The organism is Bowmanella pacifica, from assembly GCF_014645355.1.
Classification (GTDB): domain Bacteria; phylum Pseudomonadota; class Gammaproteobacteria; order Enterobacterales; family Alteromonadaceae; genus Bowmanella; species Bowmanella pacifica.
Window position 1 is genome coordinate 215,479 of the sequence record NZ_BMLS01000003.1, and the last position, 20,416, is coordinate 235,894.

18 protein-coding genes are annotated in these 20,416 nt (G+C 50.5%); 8 read left to right on the forward strand and 10 right to left on the reverse strand.

The window, feature by feature from the left end; all coding sequences use genetic code 11:
- Positions 1–66 precede the first annotated feature (66 nt).
- Together IEX02_RS10980 and IEX02_RS10985 are read left to right on the forward strand one after the other, a co-directional pair.
- Complete coding sequence (locus IEX02_RS10980) at positions 67–498, forward strand: DUF3224 domain-containing protein (RefSeq protein ID WP_188694702.1); 432 nt, start codon at positions 67–69, stop codon at positions 496–498.
- A gap of 72 nt (positions 499–570) precedes the next feature.
- The gene (locus IEX02_RS10985; protein ID WP_188694706.1) at positions 571–1,602 is read left to right on the forward strand and encodes a patatin-like phospholipase family protein; all 1,032 of its coding nucleotides are present in this window, start codon (positions 571–573) and stop codon (positions 1,600–1,602) included.
- Positions 1,603–1,635: 33 nt separating this feature from the next.
- Here IEX02_RS10985 and IEX02_RS10990 read toward each other — a convergent pair whose 3' ends face one another.
- On the reverse strand, positions 1,636–2,196 hold the full coding sequence (locus IEX02_RS10990) for a PhnA domain-containing protein (protein WP_188694709.1): 561 nt from the start codon (positions 2,194–2,196) through the stop codon (positions 1,636–1,638).
- Between the two features lie 230 nt (positions 2,197–2,426).
- On the opposite strand from IEX02_RS10990, the gene IEX02_RS10995 reads away from it, so the two are divergent.
- Positions 2,427–3,020, forward strand: a complete 594-nt coding sequence (locus IEX02_RS10995) for a nucleoside deaminase (protein ID WP_188694712.1) — start codon at positions 2,427–2,429, stop codon at positions 3,018–3,020.
- Between the two features lie 34 nt (positions 3,021–3,054).
- Here IEX02_RS10995 and ahpF read toward each other — a convergent pair whose 3' ends face one another.
- The 9 genes from ahpF to agaR all read right to left on the reverse strand — a co-directional run bounded on the left by ahpF (position 3,055) and on the right by agaR (position 13,529).
- Positions 3,055–4,611: an alkyl hydroperoxide reductase subunit F gene (gene ahpF, locus IEX02_RS11000; RefSeq protein ID WP_188694716.1), complete on the reverse strand. Its 1,557-nt coding sequence runs from the start codon at positions 4,609–4,611 to the stop codon at positions 3,055–3,057.
- 113 nt (positions 4,612–4,724) lie between these two features.
- Positions 4,725–5,294, reverse strand: a complete 570-nt coding sequence (gene ahpC, locus IEX02_RS11005; RefSeq protein ID WP_188694718.1) for an alkyl hydroperoxide reductase subunit C — start codon at positions 5,292–5,294, stop codon at positions 4,725–4,727.
- A gap of 140 nt (positions 5,295–5,434) precedes the next feature.
- Positions 5,435–6,757: a sugar MFS transporter gene (locus IEX02_RS11010; RefSeq protein ID WP_229702192.1), complete on the reverse strand. Its 1,323-nt coding sequence runs from the start codon at positions 6,755–6,757 to the stop codon at positions 5,435–5,437.
- Positions 6,758–6,767: 10 nt separating this feature from the next.
- Entirely contained in the window at positions 6,768–7,910 is a 1,143-nt protein-coding gene (nagA, locus tag IEX02_RS11015) for an N-acetylglucosamine-6-phosphate deacetylase (RefSeq protein WP_188694721.1), read from the reverse strand.
- Positions 7,907–8,827, reverse strand: a complete 921-nt coding sequence (locus IEX02_RS11020; protein ID WP_188694724.1) for an ROK family protein — start codon at positions 8,825–8,827, stop codon at positions 7,907–7,909. Before IEX02_RS11020 ends, nagA begins: the two co-directional genes overlap by 4 nt.
- A 2-nt stretch (positions 8,828–8,829) precedes the next feature.
- Entirely contained in the window at positions 8,830–9,966 is a 1,137-nt protein-coding gene (locus IEX02_RS11025; protein WP_188694726.1) for an SIS domain-containing protein, read from the reverse strand.
- Between the two features lie 12 nt (positions 9,967–9,978).
- Complete coding sequence (locus tag IEX02_RS11030) at positions 9,979–11,256, reverse strand: D-tagatose-bisphosphate aldolase, class II, non-catalytic subunit (protein WP_188694729.1); 1,278 nt, start codon at positions 11,254–11,256, stop codon at positions 9,979–9,981.
- Positions 11,257–11,365: 109 nt separating this feature from the next.
- On the reverse strand, positions 11,366–12,733 hold the full coding sequence (locus IEX02_RS11035; RefSeq protein ID WP_188694731.1) for a Gfo/Idh/MocA family protein: 1,368 nt from the start codon (positions 12,731–12,733) through the stop codon (positions 11,366–11,368).
- Between the two features lie 10 nt (positions 12,734–12,743).
- Entirely contained in the window at positions 12,744–13,529 is a 786-nt protein-coding gene (gene agaR / locus IEX02_RS11040) for a transcriptional repressor AgaR (RefSeq protein WP_188694734.1), read from the reverse strand.
- A 332-nt stretch (positions 13,530–13,861) separates the two neighbouring features.
- Here agaR and IEX02_RS11045 point away from each other — a divergent pair, with 332 nt between their 5' ends.
- The 5 genes from IEX02_RS11045 (at position 13,862) to IEX02_RS11065 (ending at position 20,337) form a co-directional block, all read left to right on the forward strand.
- Positions 13,862–16,678 carry a TonB-dependent receptor gene (locus tag IEX02_RS11045; protein WP_188694737.1) on the forward strand — a complete coding sequence of 939 codons (2,817 nt, stop codon included), beginning with the start codon at positions 13,862–13,864 and terminating at the stop codon, positions 16,676–16,678.
- Positions 16,679–16,742: 64 nt separating this feature from the next.
- Positions 16,743–18,092: a DUF3472 domain-containing protein gene (locus tag IEX02_RS11050; protein WP_188694740.1), complete on the forward strand. Its 1,350-nt coding sequence runs from the start codon at positions 16,743–16,745 to the stop codon at positions 18,090–18,092.
- Positions 18,093–18,218: 126 nt separating this feature from the next.
- Positions 18,219–19,148, forward strand: coding sequence for a LysR family transcriptional regulator (locus IEX02_RS11055; RefSeq protein WP_188694743.1), 930 nt, complete (start codon positions 18,219–18,221; stop codon positions 19,146–19,148).
- 2 nt (positions 19,149–19,150) lie between these two features.
- Positions 19,151–19,564, forward strand: coding sequence for a hypothetical protein (locus IEX02_RS11060; RefSeq protein WP_188694746.1), 414 nt, complete (start codon positions 19,151–19,153; stop codon positions 19,562–19,564).
- Between the two features lie 170 nt (positions 19,565–19,734).
- Positions 19,735–20,337: a GAF domain-containing protein gene (locus IEX02_RS11065; protein ID WP_188694748.1), complete on the forward strand. Its 603-nt coding sequence runs from the start codon at positions 19,735–19,737 to the stop codon at positions 20,335–20,337.
- The last annotated feature ends 79 nt before the right edge of the window (positions 20,338–20,416 follow it).

The window sequence follows — 20,416 nt, forward strand, 5'->3', positions numbered from 1 at the left end:
ATGTGAAATTCCGCTGAGGCATTGTTAACATGGACAAAATAACAAGCGCCTTTTCAAGGAAAACACATGCAAGCCAGAGGGGAATTTGAAGTCAGGGTCCAGTCTATTCCCAGCTACACACAGGGCAAAGACGGTATCACATTAGGCAGAATGTCCATCGACAAAACATTCAGCGGTGATTTACAAGGGCAAAGCAAAGGCGAAATGCTCAGTGCCAAGCATGCCGACAAGCAAGCTGCAGGTTATGTGGCCATCGAACAAGTTAGCGGCAACCTGGACGGACGTCAGGGTAGCTTTGTCATGCAGCATTACGGCACCATGCAAGGCGCCAATCAGCATTTGGTGTTGGAGGTATTACCTCACTCGGCCACTGGGCAATTACAAGGATTGTCAGGACGCATGCTGATTAACCTCAGTGGGGGCCAGCATAGCTATGTGTTTGATTACCGCCTGCCAGAGCCTGAGTCTGTAGACGCACCCGACGAATCCATGTCCTAGCGACGGCCAGACTTGGAATCTTTGCCAATGTTCAACTAGCGTTAGAGCATCATAGCAACAAGACTAACCCAAATGACCAGCCAATTTCGCAATCTGATCTTTGAGGGCGGCGGTGTGAAAGGCATCGCCTACGTGGGTGCCATGCAGGTGCTGGCCCAACGGGGACACCTGACAGGCATTCGTCGGGTAGGCGGAACCAGTGCCGGGGCGATTAACGCGTTATTGTTTGCGCTGGGCTTTGATATTGACCAACAATTGACCATACTGCGTTCCACCGATTTTAAAGCCTTTATGGATGACTCCTTTGGCGTAATCCGCGATATCCGACGACTGGCAAAGGATTATGGTTGGCACAAAGGCGATTACTTTTCTGACTGGCTGATGGCCCTGATTGATGAAAAGCTCGGTCATGGCATGGCAACCTTTGCTGACTTGCAAGCACAAGGTTTGCCCGACCTGCACGTAATAGGAACCAATCTTTCCACTGGCTATGCGGAAGTATTTTCCCATGAACGCCATGGCAATATGCCACTGGTTCAGGCGGTGCGTATCAGTATGTCTATTCCGCTATTTTTTGCCGCCATGCGTTTTGGCGAGAATCAGGACTTGTATGTGGATGGCGGCGTAATGCGTAATTACCCCATTAAGTTATTTGACCGTCAGCGATACGTAGATACAGCGGAATCGCAGGCGGCGCGTAGTACAGCCTACTATAACAAAGAGAATGCCCGCTTTTTATTGGCACACCCAAATCGCAGCCCCTATATATACAATCGGCAAACCTTGGGACTACGCTTGGATAAACAAGAAGAGTTGGCCCTGTTTCGGTACGACGAGCGCCCCAAGGGTAAGCCCATTAAAAACTTTTCCGACTACGCTAAGGCGCTGATTGGCGCCCTGATGCAGGTGCAGGAGAACCAGCATTTACACAGCGACGATTGGCAACGCACCTTATATATTAATACCTTGGATGTCGGGACCACCGACTTTGATATCAGCGAGCAAAAGAAGCAGGCCCTACTGGAACAAGGTATTCAAGGGGCGGAGACCTACTTCCAGTGGTTTGAAGACAAAAACAATCAGCCCGTTAACCGACTGGGCTAACGGGCTGACTTTGTATACAGATTAGACTAGTTATCAGGCTTTTTTCAGGTAGTCAGCCACCAGTACAATACGCACACCGTTGACACGACCTTCCACATGCTTAGGATTGTCAGTCAGGCTGATACCACGCACTGCAGTGCCACGTTTAGCGGTAAAACCACCGCCCTTCACATCCAGATCTTTAATCAGTACCACGGTATCGCCGGCGCTAAGGACGGCACCATTGCTATCCAAGGTTGGCTCTCGGTCTGAATTATCACCTTTTTGCGCCCAGGTGCTGGTTTCCTCATCCAAATACAACATATCCAGCAGATCCTGTGCCCAGGTTTCAGAGGATAAGCGCTTCAGCATTCGCCACGCCATAACCTGCACAGCCGGCACCTGACTCCACATACTGTCATTCAAACAGCGCCAGTGGTTAGTGTCCAGTTCACTTCCTTCAATTTGAGATTGGCAGGTCTGACAAACCAGAATATGGTTATCCACTCTCACTTGATCTATGGGTGGCACAGCCAGCCCTTGCAGATTCTCGGTCGCGGCACATAATTCACACTTGGCACCAGCGCGCTCAATCAAGGCTTGTTCTATAGACATGATCATCTCTCGTTGTGTAGCGGGCGCGCATTATGCCACTTTTGAACGCTTTACGCAGCAACGGAAGTTACTTAAGGTTTACTAAAACCTATTGACCTTTTGAGTATGATTAAGCAGCTGTGTGTCATTTGTAGGCACTTGCTAGACGCTAATTCAAGGCGTTGTGAAGGTACTGTAGTTGTCGCCTTACAGAAAGCTGACACACGCAGCCCCCTAAGCACGGAGAAATAATGGACAGACTCCCCCCTATTGCAGAGCACACTAAGCTCAGCACTATTATCCAACTGCCAGATTGGGCCAAGCAAACCACCGATTGGTCAACTCCCTATCGGACAGATGCGGATAAAATGGCATTGGCCATTGCGCTGTCCAGGCAAAATGTTAAGGATGGCCAGGGAGGCCCTTTTGCCACCGCCATTTTTGATATGGACAGCGGACTGGTGTTGTCTGTGGGTGTCAACCAGGTCATGGCCGCGCATAATTCCTGCCTGCACGGTGAGATGATGGCAATTATGCTGGCAGAGCAACGGTTAAAGACATTTAGCCTGTCGGAAAATAATGCCCGTTGTGAACTTTTCACCTCCTGTGAGCCCTGTGCCATGTGCCTGGGAGCCATACTTTGGAGTGGCGTAAAGCGATTGGTCTGTGCCGCAACCGGCGATGATGCCAGAGCTATCGGCTTTGATGAAGGCCCGGTGTTTAGCCAAAGCTATACCTACCTTGAGAAGCGCGGCATACAGATTCAACGACAACTGCAGCGCGATGCGGCCAAAGCGGTACTCAACTCCTATCAGGCCTCCGGTGGCCCTATTTATAATGGATAAAAAAAAGGGCCTGTTGGCCCTTCTCCATCATCTATTAAGCTGGTGCGGACGAACGCATCAGATAATCAAAGGCGCCAAGACTCGCCGTAGCCCCACTCCCCATAGCAATAATAATTTGCTTGAACGGTGCCGTTGTCGCATCTCCGGCTGCGAATACACCTTTAACCGAGGTTTCGCCATTGCTAGCCGTGACAATCTCGCCGCGCGCTGTCAGTTCCACGCCGCTGTCTTTAAGCCACTCGGTATTAGGTACCAGTCCGATTTGCACAAAGATACCCGCCAATTCAAGCTGGTTATCTTCGCCGGACACCCGGTCTTTATAGCTCAGACCTTGCACACGCTGGCCGTCGCCATTGACTGCTGTTGTTTGGGCATTGAGTATGATATCGATATTAGCCATCGAGCGAGCTTTACGTACCAATACCTCGTCGGCCCGTAATTTACTGTCAAATTCCAACACTGTGACGTGCTCAACGATATTGGCCAGATCAATTGCAGCCTCTATACCCGAGTTACCACCACCGATAACGGCGACTTTCTTGCCTTTAAACAGCGGACCATCACAATGCGGACAGTACGCTACGCCTTTACCACGATATTCACGCTCACCAGGCACATTCATTTCGCGCCAGCGCGCTCCTGTAGCCAACACCAGACTTTTACTTTTCAGCACAGCGCCGTTTTCTAGCGTAATTTCCAGCATGTCACCTTCTCGCAGGTTCACTACTCGTTGATTGGCCATAATGTCCACGTCGTAGTCCCGCACATGCTCTTCCAGACTGGCCACCAGTTTGGGGCCTTCGGTTTTCTTTACCGAAATAAAGTTCTCGATCCCCACGGTATCGGCCACCTGACCACCAAAGCGATCAGCAACCACGCCGGTGCGAATGCCTTTACGTGCGGCATAGATAGCCGCAGATGCACCAGCGGGGCCCGCGCCAACCACTAACAAATCAAAGGCGGCTTTATCTTTTAACGCATCGGCCTGGCGTGCCGCTGCATTGGTATCCACTTTGGCCAGAATTTTCTCCAGGGTAATCGCGCCCTGAGAAAAACTCTCGCCATTCAAAAATACGCTGGGGACAGCCATCACATTACGCTGGCTGACTTCGTCCTGGAACAGGGCCCCATCGATCATCACATGGCTGACCTGTGGGTTAACCGCAGCCATTAAATTCAACGCCTGAACAACCCCTGGGCAAGTCTGGCAACTCAATGATACATAGGTTTCAAAGTGCAAAGGCCCCGGCAGCGCTTTAATCTGCTCAAGTATGCTCTGTTCCTGCTTGATCGGGTGGCCGCCACTGTGCAACAGCGCCAGTACCAAGGAGGTAAATTCATGCCCCATGGGCAACCCGGCAAAGGCCATAGATGTCCCAGTATCAGGACTGCTCACCTGCATGGAAGGAACGCGCTGGGGTTCTGTGGTCAGTCGGTAGCTCACCAAATCTGACAGTTCTTCGATGTCTCGCGCCAGTGCCAGTAACTGCTGGGATTTCTCGCTGTCGTCGGTGGCCAACACCAACTCCACAGGGCGTTTCAAATTGGCTAAATAGGTTTTCAGTTGGTCTTTTAAATTGTTGTCTAACATCACTACCTCGACATTCACTGGGCAAAACATTCCCTGCACCGGCAACTGGATGTCGGTGTAAGGTGTAAATAAGGGATAAGCTGGGGCCTGATATCAGGCCCCGGGGTCGGGGTTTAGATCTTGCCGACCAGGTCTAACGAAGGAGACAGAGTTTCTTCACCTGGCTGCCATTTAGCCGGGCAAACTTCGCCGTCATGGTTGGCAACGTATTGTGCTGCCTGTACCTTACGGAACAGTTCAGCAGCGCTACGGCCAATACCCAGGTCATGAACTTCTGCTACTTTGATTTCACCTTCAGGGTTAATCACGAAAGTACCGCGCAGTGCCAGACCTTCTTCTTCAATCATCACACCGAAGTTACGGCTGATACGGCCAGTTGGGTCACCCACCATTGGGAACTTGATCTTCTTAATGGTTTCAGATGCATCATGCCAGGCTTTGTGAGTGAAGTGAGTATCAGTAGATACAGAGTAAACTTCTACACCCAGGGCTTGCAGTCTGTCATAGTAGTCAGCCAGGTCACCCAGTTCGGTCGGACATACGAAAGTGAAGTCAGCAGGATAGAACATCACTACCGCCCACTTGCCGGCCAGATCCTTGTCAGAAACCGGTACGAATTCACCATTGTGGTAAGCAGTGGCGTTGAACGGCAGAATTTTAGTATTGATAAGTGATTGAGTCATTGATGAATTCTCCATTGTTTAAAAGGGTTGCCTCTAAGACAGGAAGAAGTGTACTCAATCGGGTTTAATCTTGATAATTGATTGATTCAATTCATGAGATTGGTATTTTAGATTAGAAAAGGGGGTGCCCCCTTTTCCGCTTATTGTGACCAATGACGCAACTTATGCCCCTTAAAGGCATAGAACAGGATATAGCCATAACAAGGTACCAGCATCAGATAGGCGGACTGGCTGTCCAACCACTGATGGGCCAGATAACCATAAAGCAAAGGCAGCAAAGCGCCTCCTGCAATTCCCATAATCAGCAGCGCTGAGCCGGTGGCGGTCAATCTGCCTAAACCCTGCAATGCCAAAGGCCACACCGTGGGCCACACCAGCGCATTGGCCAACCCAAGCAGCGCCACGTAAAAAACAGGGTCTGGCACGCTCGGCACCCCTACCCAGCCAAGCAGGCCCGATGACAGCGTGTTGGAAGTAGGCTCGGCATTGATCACCGCGACACTGAGCAGCACACCAGCTATGGCTGACAACTGCAAGCCCTGCCCTTGGCTCAGAAACCTGGGAATAGCCACAACGCCAAGTAAATAACCCAGCATCATAAAGCCCATAGTATAAGATGTCAGCGCCCCGAAATGGCTGACGCCAAGTTGCTGACCAAACAGGCCAATAGTATCACCAGCGATGACTTCCACGCCCACATAGAAGAATAAGGCAATAACGCCCAGTATTAACTGCGGGTGGGCTAATACCTCGCGTCGGCGTACTTTGTTACCCTCACTGCCCCGCAATTCGTCACCCGGCTCGGGGAGCGGTGCAAACTTTACCATCAGGGTCAACACCAATAACATGCCCGCCATCCACAAGTAAGGGACGATTAGCCGGTGTGCCAACGCATCCAACGCCAGTTGTCGCTCAGAGTCTGACAGGCCAGCCAAAGCGTCAGGGGTATAGCTGTCCATCCCGGTCAGTATAATGGCGGTAAAAACAATAGGTACGATAAAACCCGCCCCTTTGTTTAACAGTCCCATCACACAGATACGCATGGCGGCACTCTCTGGCGGCCCCAGTAAGACCAAATAAGGATTGGATGCCGTTTGCAGAATAGTCAGACCGGTTCCTAACACAAAAAGCGCCAGTAAAAACAGGCCAAATTGCGCACTCAGCGCGGCCGGAATAAAGGCCAGCGCGCCCACAATCATAATGCCAAGCCCGGCCACCATACCCTTCTTGTAGCCAATTCTGTCCAGTAACGCTGACATGGGCAAAGCCATCACAACATAGGCAATATAAAAAGCGAATGTCACCAATAGAGCCTGGAATTCATTTAATTCACAGACGATACGGAGGAAGGGTATCAGTGAGCCGTTTAGCCAGGTGACAAAGCCAAACAGGAAAAACAAAATAGAGATGACCAACATAGGCAACCAGATGTTATTGCCGTTGGTTTTGCAAACCTTGTTCATACCAGATTCCTCAGTTTAAGGGGTGGCCCGCTATCCAGCTGCGTTGCACTTTAAGATCTGCATTTAACAACAACATGTCGGCGCGCTTTCCTGCCTCCAGTGAACCCAGCTGGGTACTCATTCCCAAAAAGGCGGCGGGGCTGGCTGACGCCATATAAACCGCTTGGTTAAGCGGTAAATGCAAGGTTTGCACGACATAGCGTACCGCCCCCGCCATATCCAATACCGAACCGGCCAGTGAGCCGGACGGTGCCGTGAGTTTACTGCCTTCACGTACCACGCGCTCACCATAGAAGGCAAAGTCGGTTTGATTGGTTCCCACAGGTGGCATGGCATCGGTGACCAGCATAATTTTCTCGATACCTTTGGCGCGAATAGCCAACTTAGCAGACAACGGGTGCACATGATGGCCATCCAAAATCAACCCGCACCAGCTGTCGGCATCAGCCAGGGCAGTGCCCACCATACCGGGCTCACGAGAAGTCAAAGCAGACATACCGTTATACAGATGAGTGAAGCCACAAGCACCCGCCTCAAGGGCACTTTGCACCTGGGATGCCGTGGCGTTGGAATGACCAAGACAGACTCGGACTCCCATACTGACCAATTGACGAATTTGCTCAGGACTAACCACCTCAGGGGCCAGGGTAATGACTTTGGCTCCCAGATCCTGGCGCGCAAATACCGCCATTTCCTGCTCACTGAGCTCACGCAAATAAGCAGGAGAATGCACCCCGCGCTTAGCCAGCGACATATGCGGCCCCTCAAAGTGAACACCGACAATGCCAGGTTCATTATCGGCAATGGCCTCGGCAATGGCCTCAGCGGTTTGTCGCATCACCTCAACACTGTCGGTAATCAGGGTCGGTAGCATGGCTGTGGTGCCAAACTGTGCGTGGGCCGAAAATATCTGCCGGATACCTTCTCGGCTTGGGCTGTCATTGAGCAGTACGCCCCCACCACCATTCACTTGTACATCAATAAAGCCAGGAACCAAAAGCCCCTCACCGGCTTGATGCACTTGCTCTTGTGTTGGGGGTTGATGAGAGATGGTCTGAATGCGTCCTTCAACAATATGCAAATACGCCGGGCTTAACCAATCTCGCCCAATCAGTGCTTTTTCGGCAACCAGCCAGTAATTAGATGCGCTCATAAACCTTGTTCCTCACACAGTTCTGCGCCCAGTAATGCTGCGCCGCGAACACCGCTTGCAGGCCCGCCTTCGGCAAGTTCGACTGGGGCGAGCGGTGCATGACTAAACAAGTGCTGCTGAATCGCTTCAGGCAACGCAGTGCGAATCTCATCAACGGCAGATAAACCGCCCCCCAACACAATCACATCTGGGTCTAACACCAAAATCTGCCCAGCGATCACTGAGCCCAGCGCATCCATAAAACACCTAAAGGTCGTTATGGCCTTATCCTCACCTTGGCGATAGGCAGTCAACCACTGATAGGTATCGCCGCTGTGACCACCGAAATGTTGATAAAGCCTGCCCAGGCCGTTTCCCGACACTATGGTTTCTGCGCATCCACTCAGCCCGCAGCCACATTGCAAAACAGGTAACTGCCAGCGCGCCGCTACCGCCGCATGTAAACCCATATGGCCGAATTCACCGGCCAGTTGACTGTTTGGCGCAAAGCGCTCTTCGTCCACACAGAGCCCACCACCTAAGCCAGTGCCAATAATGACGCCAAGCACTCTGGAGTGGCCTTTTCCTGCGCCCAGCCTGGCTTCTGAATAGGCAAAGCATCGACAGTCATTCCCTAAAGCCACCGGTCTCTCTAATACAGATGCCAAATCAGCAGTGATCGGTTGACCAGTCAAACAGGGCACATTGCTGGATAGCGCCAACCCTTGGGCGCTGATAACACCGGGTAAGCCAATGCCCAACGAGCCTTTGGCGCCGTATTTGGTATCCGCCATCTCAACCAATTCAACGACACCGGCTAGAAATATCCGGTAATCATTAATGGGTGTTTCCCGGCGTATTCTCTCCAGGCACGAAAACTCGGCATCAAACACTGCCAACTCCATTTTCGTACCACCGATATCCAGGCCGTAATGCATAATCAGTCCTGCGTGAAAGGGTATAACGTCACCCCTTGCACCACGCGGTTCACTTCACCGGTAGGACAAGGATTATCGGGGCCTACCCCATGCTGCAACGCTTTGAAAAAACCCATGATCTGGCAATACAGAATATAGGGAAACCCTAACCAGGCGTCTTCCAGTCCCTGAATTTGGGATAAGGGCAGCGGCGCACCGAGATGCAATACCTGGCCATCTCTTTCAAGCTCCAGGCGTAAGTCCGAGTCATAACGACTGGTGTACGGGTCGGCCGAGGGCAGCAATACCAGCTGTGTGGCCGTATTAATTAACGACTTGGGACCATGCCTGAACCCCAGCGGGGTCTCATAAAAACTGGGCAATTGTCCCGCCGTAAGCTCCAAGACCTTCAAGGCCGCTTCTCTGGCAATTGCCTTGAGCGGGCCGGCCCCCAGAAACACCAGCCGCTCACAGGCCAGTGTCGCCAAATTGGCAATGCCATCCACTTGCTCAGCTAGAATGCCCAATGCCAACGCTTGCATCCGTTCAAACTGAGCTTCATTAGGTGCAAATAACTGTAATGTAGACAGCATCATGCAAGTAAAGCTGCTGGTCATGGCAAAGCTTTGATCATGCGCTTGCTCAGGCATCAGTAACAACTGATAGCGGTCATTGCCTTCACAAGCTTTCGCCAACGCTCCTTCCCCATTACAACTGACCACCAAGTGCCAGCATTTATCAACCAATTGATTAGCCAGTTGCACCGCAGCTTTACTTTCCGGGCTGTTACCAGAGCGACCATAGGACACCAGCAAAGTCGGTACAGCGCTTTGTAAGTACATATCCGGATTACTGAGAATATCCGTGGTACTAACCGCCTCAATCCGTTGTCCCGGGGTCAGTGACATATGCTTTTGCAAATGAGGCTGTAAGGCTTCACCTATATAGGCAGAGGTACCAGCACCGGTCATGATGATCCTCAGCACAGGCTCAGCCAATATAGGCGCTAGCCAGCTGTCTAATTGGTTTTTACGGGCAGCTAAGGTTTCAGACAACATTTGCCATAGCCTGGGCTGCTGACTGATTTCTCTGGCGGTCCAGACGGCGTTCTTTTGCTCAAGCTCTGTATACGTAAAGCCGAGATAAACCTGGTCGGTCATAATGTTTCCTACTTAATTCTGGAAATGGCATGCCTGCGCGTAATCATTCAGTACGTCGGCAATTTTATGGAGTAACAAGGCCTCGGCCTCGGCTTTCACTTGGCCAGCGCGAACCGCCTGATATTGCACAGGTAAATATTGACTCAACAAAGGTAATGGAATGGTCACCCCAGAGAGGTTGGCAAACAGTTGGTTCACCACTGCCTGTAGGTCAGGCTGGCTCCAATAGTAGCGAATTCTGTCACTGTAGCTGAAAAAGCGTAGCCAGGGTTGTTGCTCGGCGTGGGGGTAGAATTTTTGCCAATATTTGGGCTGCTCGAGCATAAGCTCTGCACAGCGCGCTCTCAAGTCGGAACATTGCTCTGGTGCAATCAAGGCCTCTTCGATATGCGCCAGCGCAAAGAGCCCCTCTCGCAGGGCAAAGGTCAGAGCCGGGCCTACTTTTAAAATAGCAAAGTGCCCTTTTACCAATTCACATAAAGCAGAGCGGGATTGATAATCGGTAGAGTGTGCCTCAAACACCAGTCTTGGAACAGACTCAATGGCAGCGGACAAATCAGTGGCCAGTTGGGGCACAAAGTCATGCACCTTACTGTTATCAAACTCCACGCCGGGCTGGACCACAATGGCTACCACTTTGTGCCAGCTTGATTCATCCAGTCCCCTAGCTGCAAAGGCCGCTCTATGCGCCTTGAGGGTATGCATGACATTGTTTACCGGGGTTGGTGCCAGATGTTCTTCCAGCTCGTCAACACCACCAGGGGGCGGCACTTCAGTGCCGATGACATAACATAAATCTCGTCCCATCTTCTTGGACGTCTGTTCTGCAATCTCACACAAGATAGCAGCACGTTCAGCAATGACTTCATCACTTAATGCTTGTGGATCATCAGCACAAGGCATGCTGGTATCCAAATGAATTTTCTCAAAGCCGGCTTCCACATAACTTTGAATTAATCCCTGACATAAGGCCATGGCATCATTAGCGGGTTTATCTGTCCAGCATACCGGCCCCAAATGATCACCGCCGAACAGTAAATCCTCGCGACTAAAGTTATTATCATCGGCCAGGCTTTGTACAAAGCCGATGAAGTCAGCCGGCTGCATGCCGGTATATCCTCCAAACTGGTTAACCTGATTGGCCGTTGCCTCAACAAGCAACAGGGAGTGGTCTTGTTTGGCTTGCAGTATGGCAGCTTTGAGCACAACAGGATGCGCGCTGCACACAGAGTAAATACCGCACGCCTTTCCACCACGGTTGGCGGCAAAAAGTTCACGGAGAAGATGCATGAAAACCTTCCTCATTTCTGAGTAATAAAACTGGCTGCGACAGGCAGTATCCCTCGCAGCACATCTAATGAATGAGTGATAGCCGGTCCAATACCGGCACTTTACCTTGTCAGCTAACGATACCCAGTGGCTTACCGTGCTGCCACTGGCCACGGGTAAAATCAGGGAAGTCTTTAGAATTGCCGCGATCGGCGACAGACTCTTTGGAAAGCGGAAAAACAGCCGACCAGGCAGCACCGTCATATACGTCCTGGTCAAGGGGAACACCATTACGTAAACAGTAAATCATGCGCCACACCATTAAGAAGTCCATCCCTCCATGGCCGCCATTGCGCTCGGCTTCCTGCCCCATACGTGTCCACAGCGGATGGTCGTATTTCTTGTACCATTTCTCCATATCGTAATCCCATTCATGGAAATTACCCGAACCGCCCTGCTCAAGGGCAATACGGTTTGGAAAACCGGCAAACACACCATTGGTGCCTTGAATCAGATTCAAGCGGGTATAAGGCCGCGGCGTGGTGGTGTCATGCTGAACCATAATGGTTCGACCCAGATGCGTTTTGATTATGCTGGTATTGATATCACCCGCAATGTAGTGCAAGTGATTGCGCTCATGATCAGCACCAAATTCGCGCTTAGCATAAGCAGCACGCCCCAGAGCCGGCGAACTCATGGAGCTCATATATTCGAATTTGTCGCCACGGTTAATATTCATATATTGGGCAACTGGCCCCAAACCGTGAGTCGGATATAAATTACCGTTGGTACGGGTATGGTGATAAGTGCGCCATGAACCGGTTTTCCGCTCGATTTCTTTCATCTGCCAGCGTAGCTCATGTATATAAGCAGCTTCACCATGCAACAGCTCGCCAAATACCCCCTGACGCACCATGTTCAACACCATCAACTCATCACGGCCGTAGCAGACGTTTTCCATCATCATGCAATTTTTTTGCGTCGCTTCAGAGGTGTCCACCAAGTCCCACAGATCTTCCATAGTGGTGGCCATAGGAACTTCAACAAAGGCATGTTTACCGGCCAGCATGGCGTCTTTGGCCATGGGGTGGTGCCAGCGCCAGGGCGTAGCAATAATCACGATATCCAGATCATCACGGGCCAGCATATCCCGGTAGTGGAAATCACTTTTCCCGTATACATCAGGTGCTGCATGCCCTTCTTCAACGGCAATCTTAACCGCTCTAGCCGTGACCTCAGCGTCAATATCACATACTGCCTTAAGTTCTACACCGTCGATATTGCATAAGTGGCGAACAAAACCGACACCCCGCTGGCCAACCCCAATAATGGCGGCGCGTACTGTATGCATAGGTGCCACGGTGAGCCCCATAACGCTTTTTCCCATTGCCTTCGGCGCTGTCGCATTTTTGCCTGTACTGCTGCAGGCAACGACAGTGCCTGCCGCTGCAGTGGCGGCTGCCGCCTTGAGAAAAGATCGACGATTAAACTCAGACATAGTATTACTCCTATTGATCGGTACGCTCAACGATATGCAAGTTGATGCCTAATTTATCCAGCTCTTCAATATAGTTCTGGGGGATCCCAGAATCTGTCACTAGCGTGTGGATTTCCTTGACCGCACAAATCACATGAAATGCGCGTTTGTCGAATTTCGACGAATCAGTCACCACCACTACTTCTTCTGCCATCTCACACATCAAACGGTTGAGAATGGCCTCTTTTTCAAAATGTGTGCCTATGCCGGTGCGTAAATCAAAGCCATCCACTCCCAGAATCAATTTGCTGAAGTTGTAATTCTGCAAACTACGCTCTGCTATTGCCCCATAGAATGACATCGACTTTTTGCGCAACGACCCGCCCGTCATCATGACTTCAACCGAGTCAGATCTTGCTAATTCAGTGGCTATATTCAGCCCGTTGGTCATCACAACTAAGTCCTCACGGTCAACCAAACAAGCCGCTACCTCTTGGGTTGTGGTACCAGAGTCCAGCAGGATACGTTCACCTTCCAGCACTAAGTCTGCTGTCACCGAGCCCAAACGACGCTTTAGCAGCGAGTTCTGATGACTCTTTTCCTTTAGTGATAGTTCTCGTCCCAGTTGGCTATTCACCATGGCGCCACCACGGCTTCGTACTAATAGCTTTTTGCGATCCAACAAACTCAGATCATTACGGATTGTCACTTCTGAGACGTTGAACTGCTCTGCCAGATCTTTCACCGACACTTTGCCTTGTGCATGGGTCAGACGCAGAATCTCTTGCTGCCTCTCAATACTGTTGAATGCATCCACCTTATGTCGCTCCTTTCATTCATTACCTAAAGCAGCAATTTATCATGAGCCAGAAGCTTTCAAAAGAGATCGAAAGCGAAACCATCATTCACCTAGCAAACAAAAAATTTAGCGCCATTTCATATAGATAGCCCATAACTACCGGTATCAACTTGGCCTCAGTTGCTCATCATCATGCACAACTTCGAAAGCTATTAAAAGTTTTTTTTCGTTTTTTCTTGATCATTTAACAAAAAGAGCGTTTTATTTAAACAACGAAAACAAAACAGAAGCTTCGTTTTGCTTCGTTTCATTGACCTTAATAACAATTCAATGCAGGGGACATGACAACAATGAAGATCAGATACAACAAAATCGCCTTAGCTTTAGCGGCGCTGATGGGCAGCAGCGCACCGGTACTGGCGCAACAAGTGGCGTTAAAGGAGCAGGACGAAGCCCAAGTCACCGGTCAGGATGTAGAGAAAATTCAGGTCAGAGGTTTACGCAGCAGTATTACAGAGTCGCTGTTTCAAAAACAAAATGCCGACAGCGTGGTTGATCTGATTATTGCCGATGACATAGGTAAGTTTCCTGACGAAAACCTGGCGGAGGCCTTGCAACGTATCCCCGGCATTACTATTACCCGCAACGGTGGCGAAGGTCAGAATATTTTAGTTCGCGGCCTGGGCGACGGCTACAACATCACCACGCTCAACGGCCGTAAGCTGGCGTCAGATAATGCCGGGCGCGACTTTAACTACGACACTATCGCCTCTGAGCTGGTCAATGTGCTGGAAGTGTATAAATCACCTGAAGCCAGACTCACCGAAGGTGGCATTGGTGCCATCGTCAATATACAAACGCGCAAACCCCTTGATCTTGAAGGCTTTACCCTCAGCCTGTCCGGTAAGGGGATCTATGAATCCCGCTCTGAAGATATTAACCCTCACGGCTCTTTTATTATTGGTGATGTGAATAGCGACAACACCTTTGGGGTACTGGTGTCCGGCGCATATTCGAAAAAGACCCTGCGCGAAGATGTTTACTCCGCTGGGGGCTTTTTTGACCCGGATGAAGGCTGGGATGAAGACAGCGCGGGTGTGCCCGTCGATACCAATGGCAACGGCATTATTGATGACAACGAAACCTACGCGTCAAAAATTCCCAGCTATATGTATTTTAATAATGCTCAAGACACTCGCACCCGTGTAGGCGGCACAGTAGCAGTACAGTGGCGTCCCAGCGAAGCCCTGGATATCAATTTTGACGGTTTGTACTCACGCTACAATACCGATGGCCACCGCTATCAGATAGGTTTTGTTAACTATGACGAGTCTTGGACGCCAGGCACACCGGTATTTTCCGATGCCACCTTTGATGACCAAGGGCGCGTTGTAGCCATGACACAAACCGGCAATACCATGGTGGAACTGCTAAACCTCACCGAGCCGAGAAAAACCGATACCTACCAGTTTGCCTTCAATACTAAATGGTACGCCAGTGATGCACTTACGCTGACCGCCGATCTTGCCACTTCCAAAGCTAAAAATGAGAACGCCGGAGATAACCGCTTTGTGGTAGCTCGTGGCTTTATCGACAGTATCCGCATAGATCACAACACAGGTAATATGTTGCCCGATGTAGAAATGTCACCAGGACTGACTGCCGAGCAGACCTATGGGGCGCACTACAGCCGTAACACAGGGGTGGGCGTGGAAGACAAAGTGGACGATGCCAAGCTTATCGGCGAGTACCGCGTTGAGGACGGCTTGCTGAGTAAAGTGGAATTTGGCCTGACCTATTTGAAACAATCTAAGGCCCGCAGTGAATATGCCTCCAGGGATCCCGGGATATTCAGTCGCGGCGGTCACTATTTGGACAGATTGGAACTCGATTACGACGACAGCGATGTATTTACCAACGGCGACTTCACCTTGTTCCGTATTCCGTCTGATGTATTCCAAGCTGCTAACTTTGATAACTTTATGGACGGCGAAGCCGGCCAAACGCCGCAGCCCTGGCCCAGCTTTAACTACGACAAGTTGCTGGATTTCTATCGGAGCATCAACCCAGAAGCTGCCGACAAATATATTGTCGCCTCATTAAACCGCGCGGGCAGTTATACCATTGAAGAAGAAGTGAAAACCGCCTATGTACAGGCATTTATAGAAGATGAAGTATTCTCCCTGCCCTACAAACTTAATCTGGGCCTGCGGGCATCGCAAACCAACACCAGCTCCATGGGTGCCATTTATCAGCTCGATAAAATAGAGTTGGATGACGAAGGTAAACCAATCAAAAACGGCTGGGACGACCCCATTGATGTCAATTTCGCCAGCGATTATTCCAATGTATTACCCAGTCTGAATTTTAAACTCAACCTAACCGATGAACTACTGTTTCGCTTCTCGGCAGCTAAGGTGATCAGTCGTCCAAGTCTTAACGACTTGCGCCCCTGGCGCTCGGTTAACTTTAACAGTCTGAAAGAAGGGCTACCGACACTGAATATGGGCGATCCCAGCTCAACCCCGGAAGAAGCCAATCAGGCCGATATGACCCTGGAGTGGTACTTTGGCGACAGCAGTATTTTAAGTGGTGGGGTATTTGTTAAAGACATCAAATCGTTTATCGAGGAGCGTGAAGCCCCCTACACACTCGAAGGCATCACCTACTACGGTACCCGTTCGGTTAAGAGCCCTTATGGGGCTAATATCAGCGGACTGGAATTTGCCTACCAGCAAGCGTTTGATGAATGGCTACCCGAGCCCTTTAACGGCCTGGGCTTTCAGTTTAACTACACCTATGTTGACAGCAGTTACGATGACCCTGAGCGCAAGGCTAAAGGCCTGCCCTTTAAAGGCATGTCGAAAAATTCCTATAACGCCGTGGTCTACTACGAGCAATATGGCATTCAGGCACGTATCGCCTATAACTGGCGCGGTAAATATATGTATGACCCGGAGGCCTGGGGCGGCCCTGCCTATATCTCAGACTATGGCCAGTGGGATGCCAGCCTCAGCTATGACGTCACAGACAAAATCAGTGTTTTCGCCGAAGGCAGTAACCTGACCAACGAACGTTACTGGGCTTATACCAAGGTGGAAGACCAGGTCAGTTTACTTAACCGCTTTGGCCGTCAGATCTCACTGGGGGTGAGAGCTAAGTTCTAAACAAGAGAATGGCCGCCTTGTTCTGAGGCGGTCATTTTTCACCTTATCAGCAAGGGATATTGCCATGCGTTATCAACATAAATTCACTATGCCACTCATACTGCTGCTATGCAGTTGCGGGGGTAATAACGAAAGCCACAGTCCAGTCACCGGCCCACAAGGGGATAAAAACAGCATCACATTGCCCAGCAGTCAGCCAGTAGAAATTCCCTTGAGCTTTAATACCTGGGTGGAAGATAACCCCGAAGCCAGCCTGGCATTGGTCGCCAATGACAATAGCGCACAGCTTAATTGGCAGGACAGCCAACACAGTCTGCTAAGTTATTTTGCCCTGGACAGGGCCGATACCTTAACCCTTGCCCTGAGCGCCAGTAGCACCGCAGCGCAGCGTCTGGCCATCAGCCTCGGCGAGCAGGAAACCGAAATTACACTGCAGAAAGGTCAGCAGCAGACTTATCCACTATTTGAGGTCAAACTGGCTAGCGGTGGCTACCAACAACTTAACATTCGCAGTCTAGATGGCCGCAGCGGTCAGCTGCCAACCTTGCATCATCTGGCCCTTTGGCCCGGCAATAGCAACACCAAGTTGTACTTTTTGGATAACGACAACCCTTATTGGGGACGCCGAGGCCCTTCTGTCCATTTTAGCTACGATATGCCGCTCAATAGGGATATTGAATGGTTTTACTCTGAGATCACAGTTCCTTCAGGTCAGGATGTGCCCGGCTCTTACTATATGGCCAATGGCTTTGGTGAAGGCTATTTTGGCATTCAGGTAAACTCCGAGGTAGAAAGACGGGTGCTATTCTCCATCTGGAGCCCATTTCAAACCGACGATCCCAGCCAGATCCCGCCTGAGCAACGCATCCAGCTGCTTGGTAAAGGCGATGGGGTTTACACAGGCGAATTCGGTAATGAAGGCTCGGGGGGACAAAGCTATTTAAAGTATCCGTGGCTTGTCGACACCACCTACAGCTTTTTATTAAAGGTGACCCCGGCTGTAGACAACAGCACTGATTACACCGCGTGGTTCAAGCCTCAATCTGAGGACAAATGGCGGTTGATTGCCAGCTTTAAACGGCCACAAACCGACACCTATGCCACACGCCTGCACAGTTTTTTGGAGAACTTCCTCACCCAATATGGCAATCAAAGCCGCTGGGCTTGGTACCAGAACCAGTGGGCAAAGGACAAGGAAGGAACATGGCATGAGTTAACCCAGGCCCGTTTCACCGTAGATGCGACCGGTCGGGCTGAAGACCGCCTGGACTTTCAGGGAGACAGCATGGATAACGGCTTTATTCTGAAAAATGGCGGCTTTACTTATCCCCCTACCCCAGCTGATACCCGCTTTGAACGACAAACTTCTGGTCAGGCACCAAAGATAGATTTTTCCGCCCTGCCCCAGCCTTAACCTACACTAAGCGCCGGTTTCACCCTGAAACCGGCGCTATATTGCATATTCACAATTAAGGGCATTGCAATTCCACGGCCCCGGCACTAGCATGGAAACCTATCTAAAAAATAGAAACATTCAGCCATGTATCGGCCTAAAACCACTCTGGAACAATGGCGAATACTGCAAGCAGTTGTAGACTACGGTGGTTACGCGCAAGCCGCTGCCAAGTTGAACAAAAGCCAGTCTTCGCTCAACCATGCCGTTGCTAAATTGCAAGGGCTGCTGAATGTGCAACTATTAGAAGTAAAAGGACGTAAGGCTTTTCTGACCGAAGCCGGTGAAGTGATGCTGCGCCGCTCAAGACATCTTACGCAGGACGTAGAAGAGCTTGAGGCACTGGCCGACAGCATTAATCAGGACTGGGAGCCGGAGATCACCCTGGCCGTGGATCTGGCCTACCCAAGGGCCTGGCTTTATCCTGTGTTGGCGGATTTTTTGCCACAAAGCCGAGGCAGCCGCATCAGATTATTGGATACGGTATTAACCGGCACCGATGACGCCATTACTGAGGGCTGGGCCGATCTGGTTATTGGTGGCGGTGTGCCCAGGGGATATTTAGGTGAAGCCATTGGTGAGATATACTTTGAAGCGGTCTGTCACCCAGAGCACCCGTTAGCGCAAATGCCTTTCCCGCTAGATCCCAATGAGTTGGTTCACCATCTGCAATTAGTGATTAAAGATACCTCCGCCAGCCCGCAGGAAAAACAGGGCTGGTTAAAGTCTGAATTACGCTGGACCGTCAGCCAGTTTCATACCGCCATCGACCTGCTCTGTCAGGGGATAGGCTTTTGCTGGTTACCTTGCCATGAAGTCAGCGCCTTAGTTCAGCAAGGTAAGTTGGCACGTTTATCTATTCGTAACAGTAGTTTTCGTAAACATATCAATTGGTTGGTCGTGCCTCGTCCGGATAGTGCCGGACCGGGCACCAAACTGCTTCAGGAATTGATCCTGACACACCGCCAACTACAAGCCCCTAATCCTGTCAATCCAGGGCTCGCCGCCGAGGAATAACCATGCAAATGAGCAAAGAAGAGTTGCAAAGCTTAATGTCAGATACCGCCCACAATGCGGTACTTACCACCCGCGAAGAGTTTGGTATTGAGCTTGACCATAGTCCACAGAGCATTGCCCTGGTCGATGTTGTGATACTCAAATGGCTGGAAAAGTATCAGGAGTCCGCCCTGACAAACGATATGGTATTTACCATTTGCAATCTGTATGGCGCTTATATCGGCGAAATTTTCCGCCAACTGGTGGGCGGGCACTGGCACTATGATCAAAGTAATCCCGAGGCACCCTATATCGTACTGGCCTATGCCGGCCATACTTATGCCTTCGCCGGCATTTGTTATCAACGCTTAGTCAATGACAGCCAGATCAGCGTGAAAAGCTACTTTGATCAGGCCGTAAGCAATAATGTTCAGTAGCACGGCAAACCCAGCACCGGTATACCCGGCTGCTCTGTCCGCTAAATTGAAGATTCTGACATTTGGATTAGTATCAGATTGAGGAAGCGTGCAACGCCATTCAAAAATCACCGCGCAGCAACTAAGCCTGATGCCCAAGGGCATTGTCATAGGTTCGATTGGGAGTTTGTATGAATACCGAATATAGTCTGGATCCAGCTCAGCTATCTGAGCTTAGCGAACAGCATATAATCCAGCTCTCAGCTCCTTTTATCCAAAGTCTGTCGCACACTGATACCTTGTCATCCATGTTGAATATTCTGGCGCGCTGGCTTCCCACTGTGGTTGCTGCGGATCGGGCCAGTATTACCTTAAAAAACAACGAGCAGGAGCTGCGTTTACTGGCCATCGCTGGAAATCAGGTGATCCCAATACAAACGCCGGTTCCCATTGCCGGAACTATGGTAGGTAAAACCTTTGTCGATAAGCAGATTATGGTATGTACCGATTTAAAACACTCAGACTATGAGGATTGCCAGAAATTAGCCACGGGGGGATTAAAGAGCTCGATGGACGCCCCACTACTACTGCAAGATAAACGCTGCATCGGCACGCTGAACATTGCCAGTACGCAAGAGAACTTCTATACCAGACAAGATGCCGCCATGCTGTATAGCCTGGCGCGCTGGACAGCCATGCATATCAAACTGCACCATATCATCAGCAACGGCGACCTTGATGATAACTGGCCTGAATACTTGCAAACCAATATGCCACCGGATGTGTTGCATTAATACTTTTTACGCCCCTCCTTTGCATCAGGCAATAGCTTAAGCATAGCTACCCCACAGCTGAAAAAGCGCCGCCCAGGGT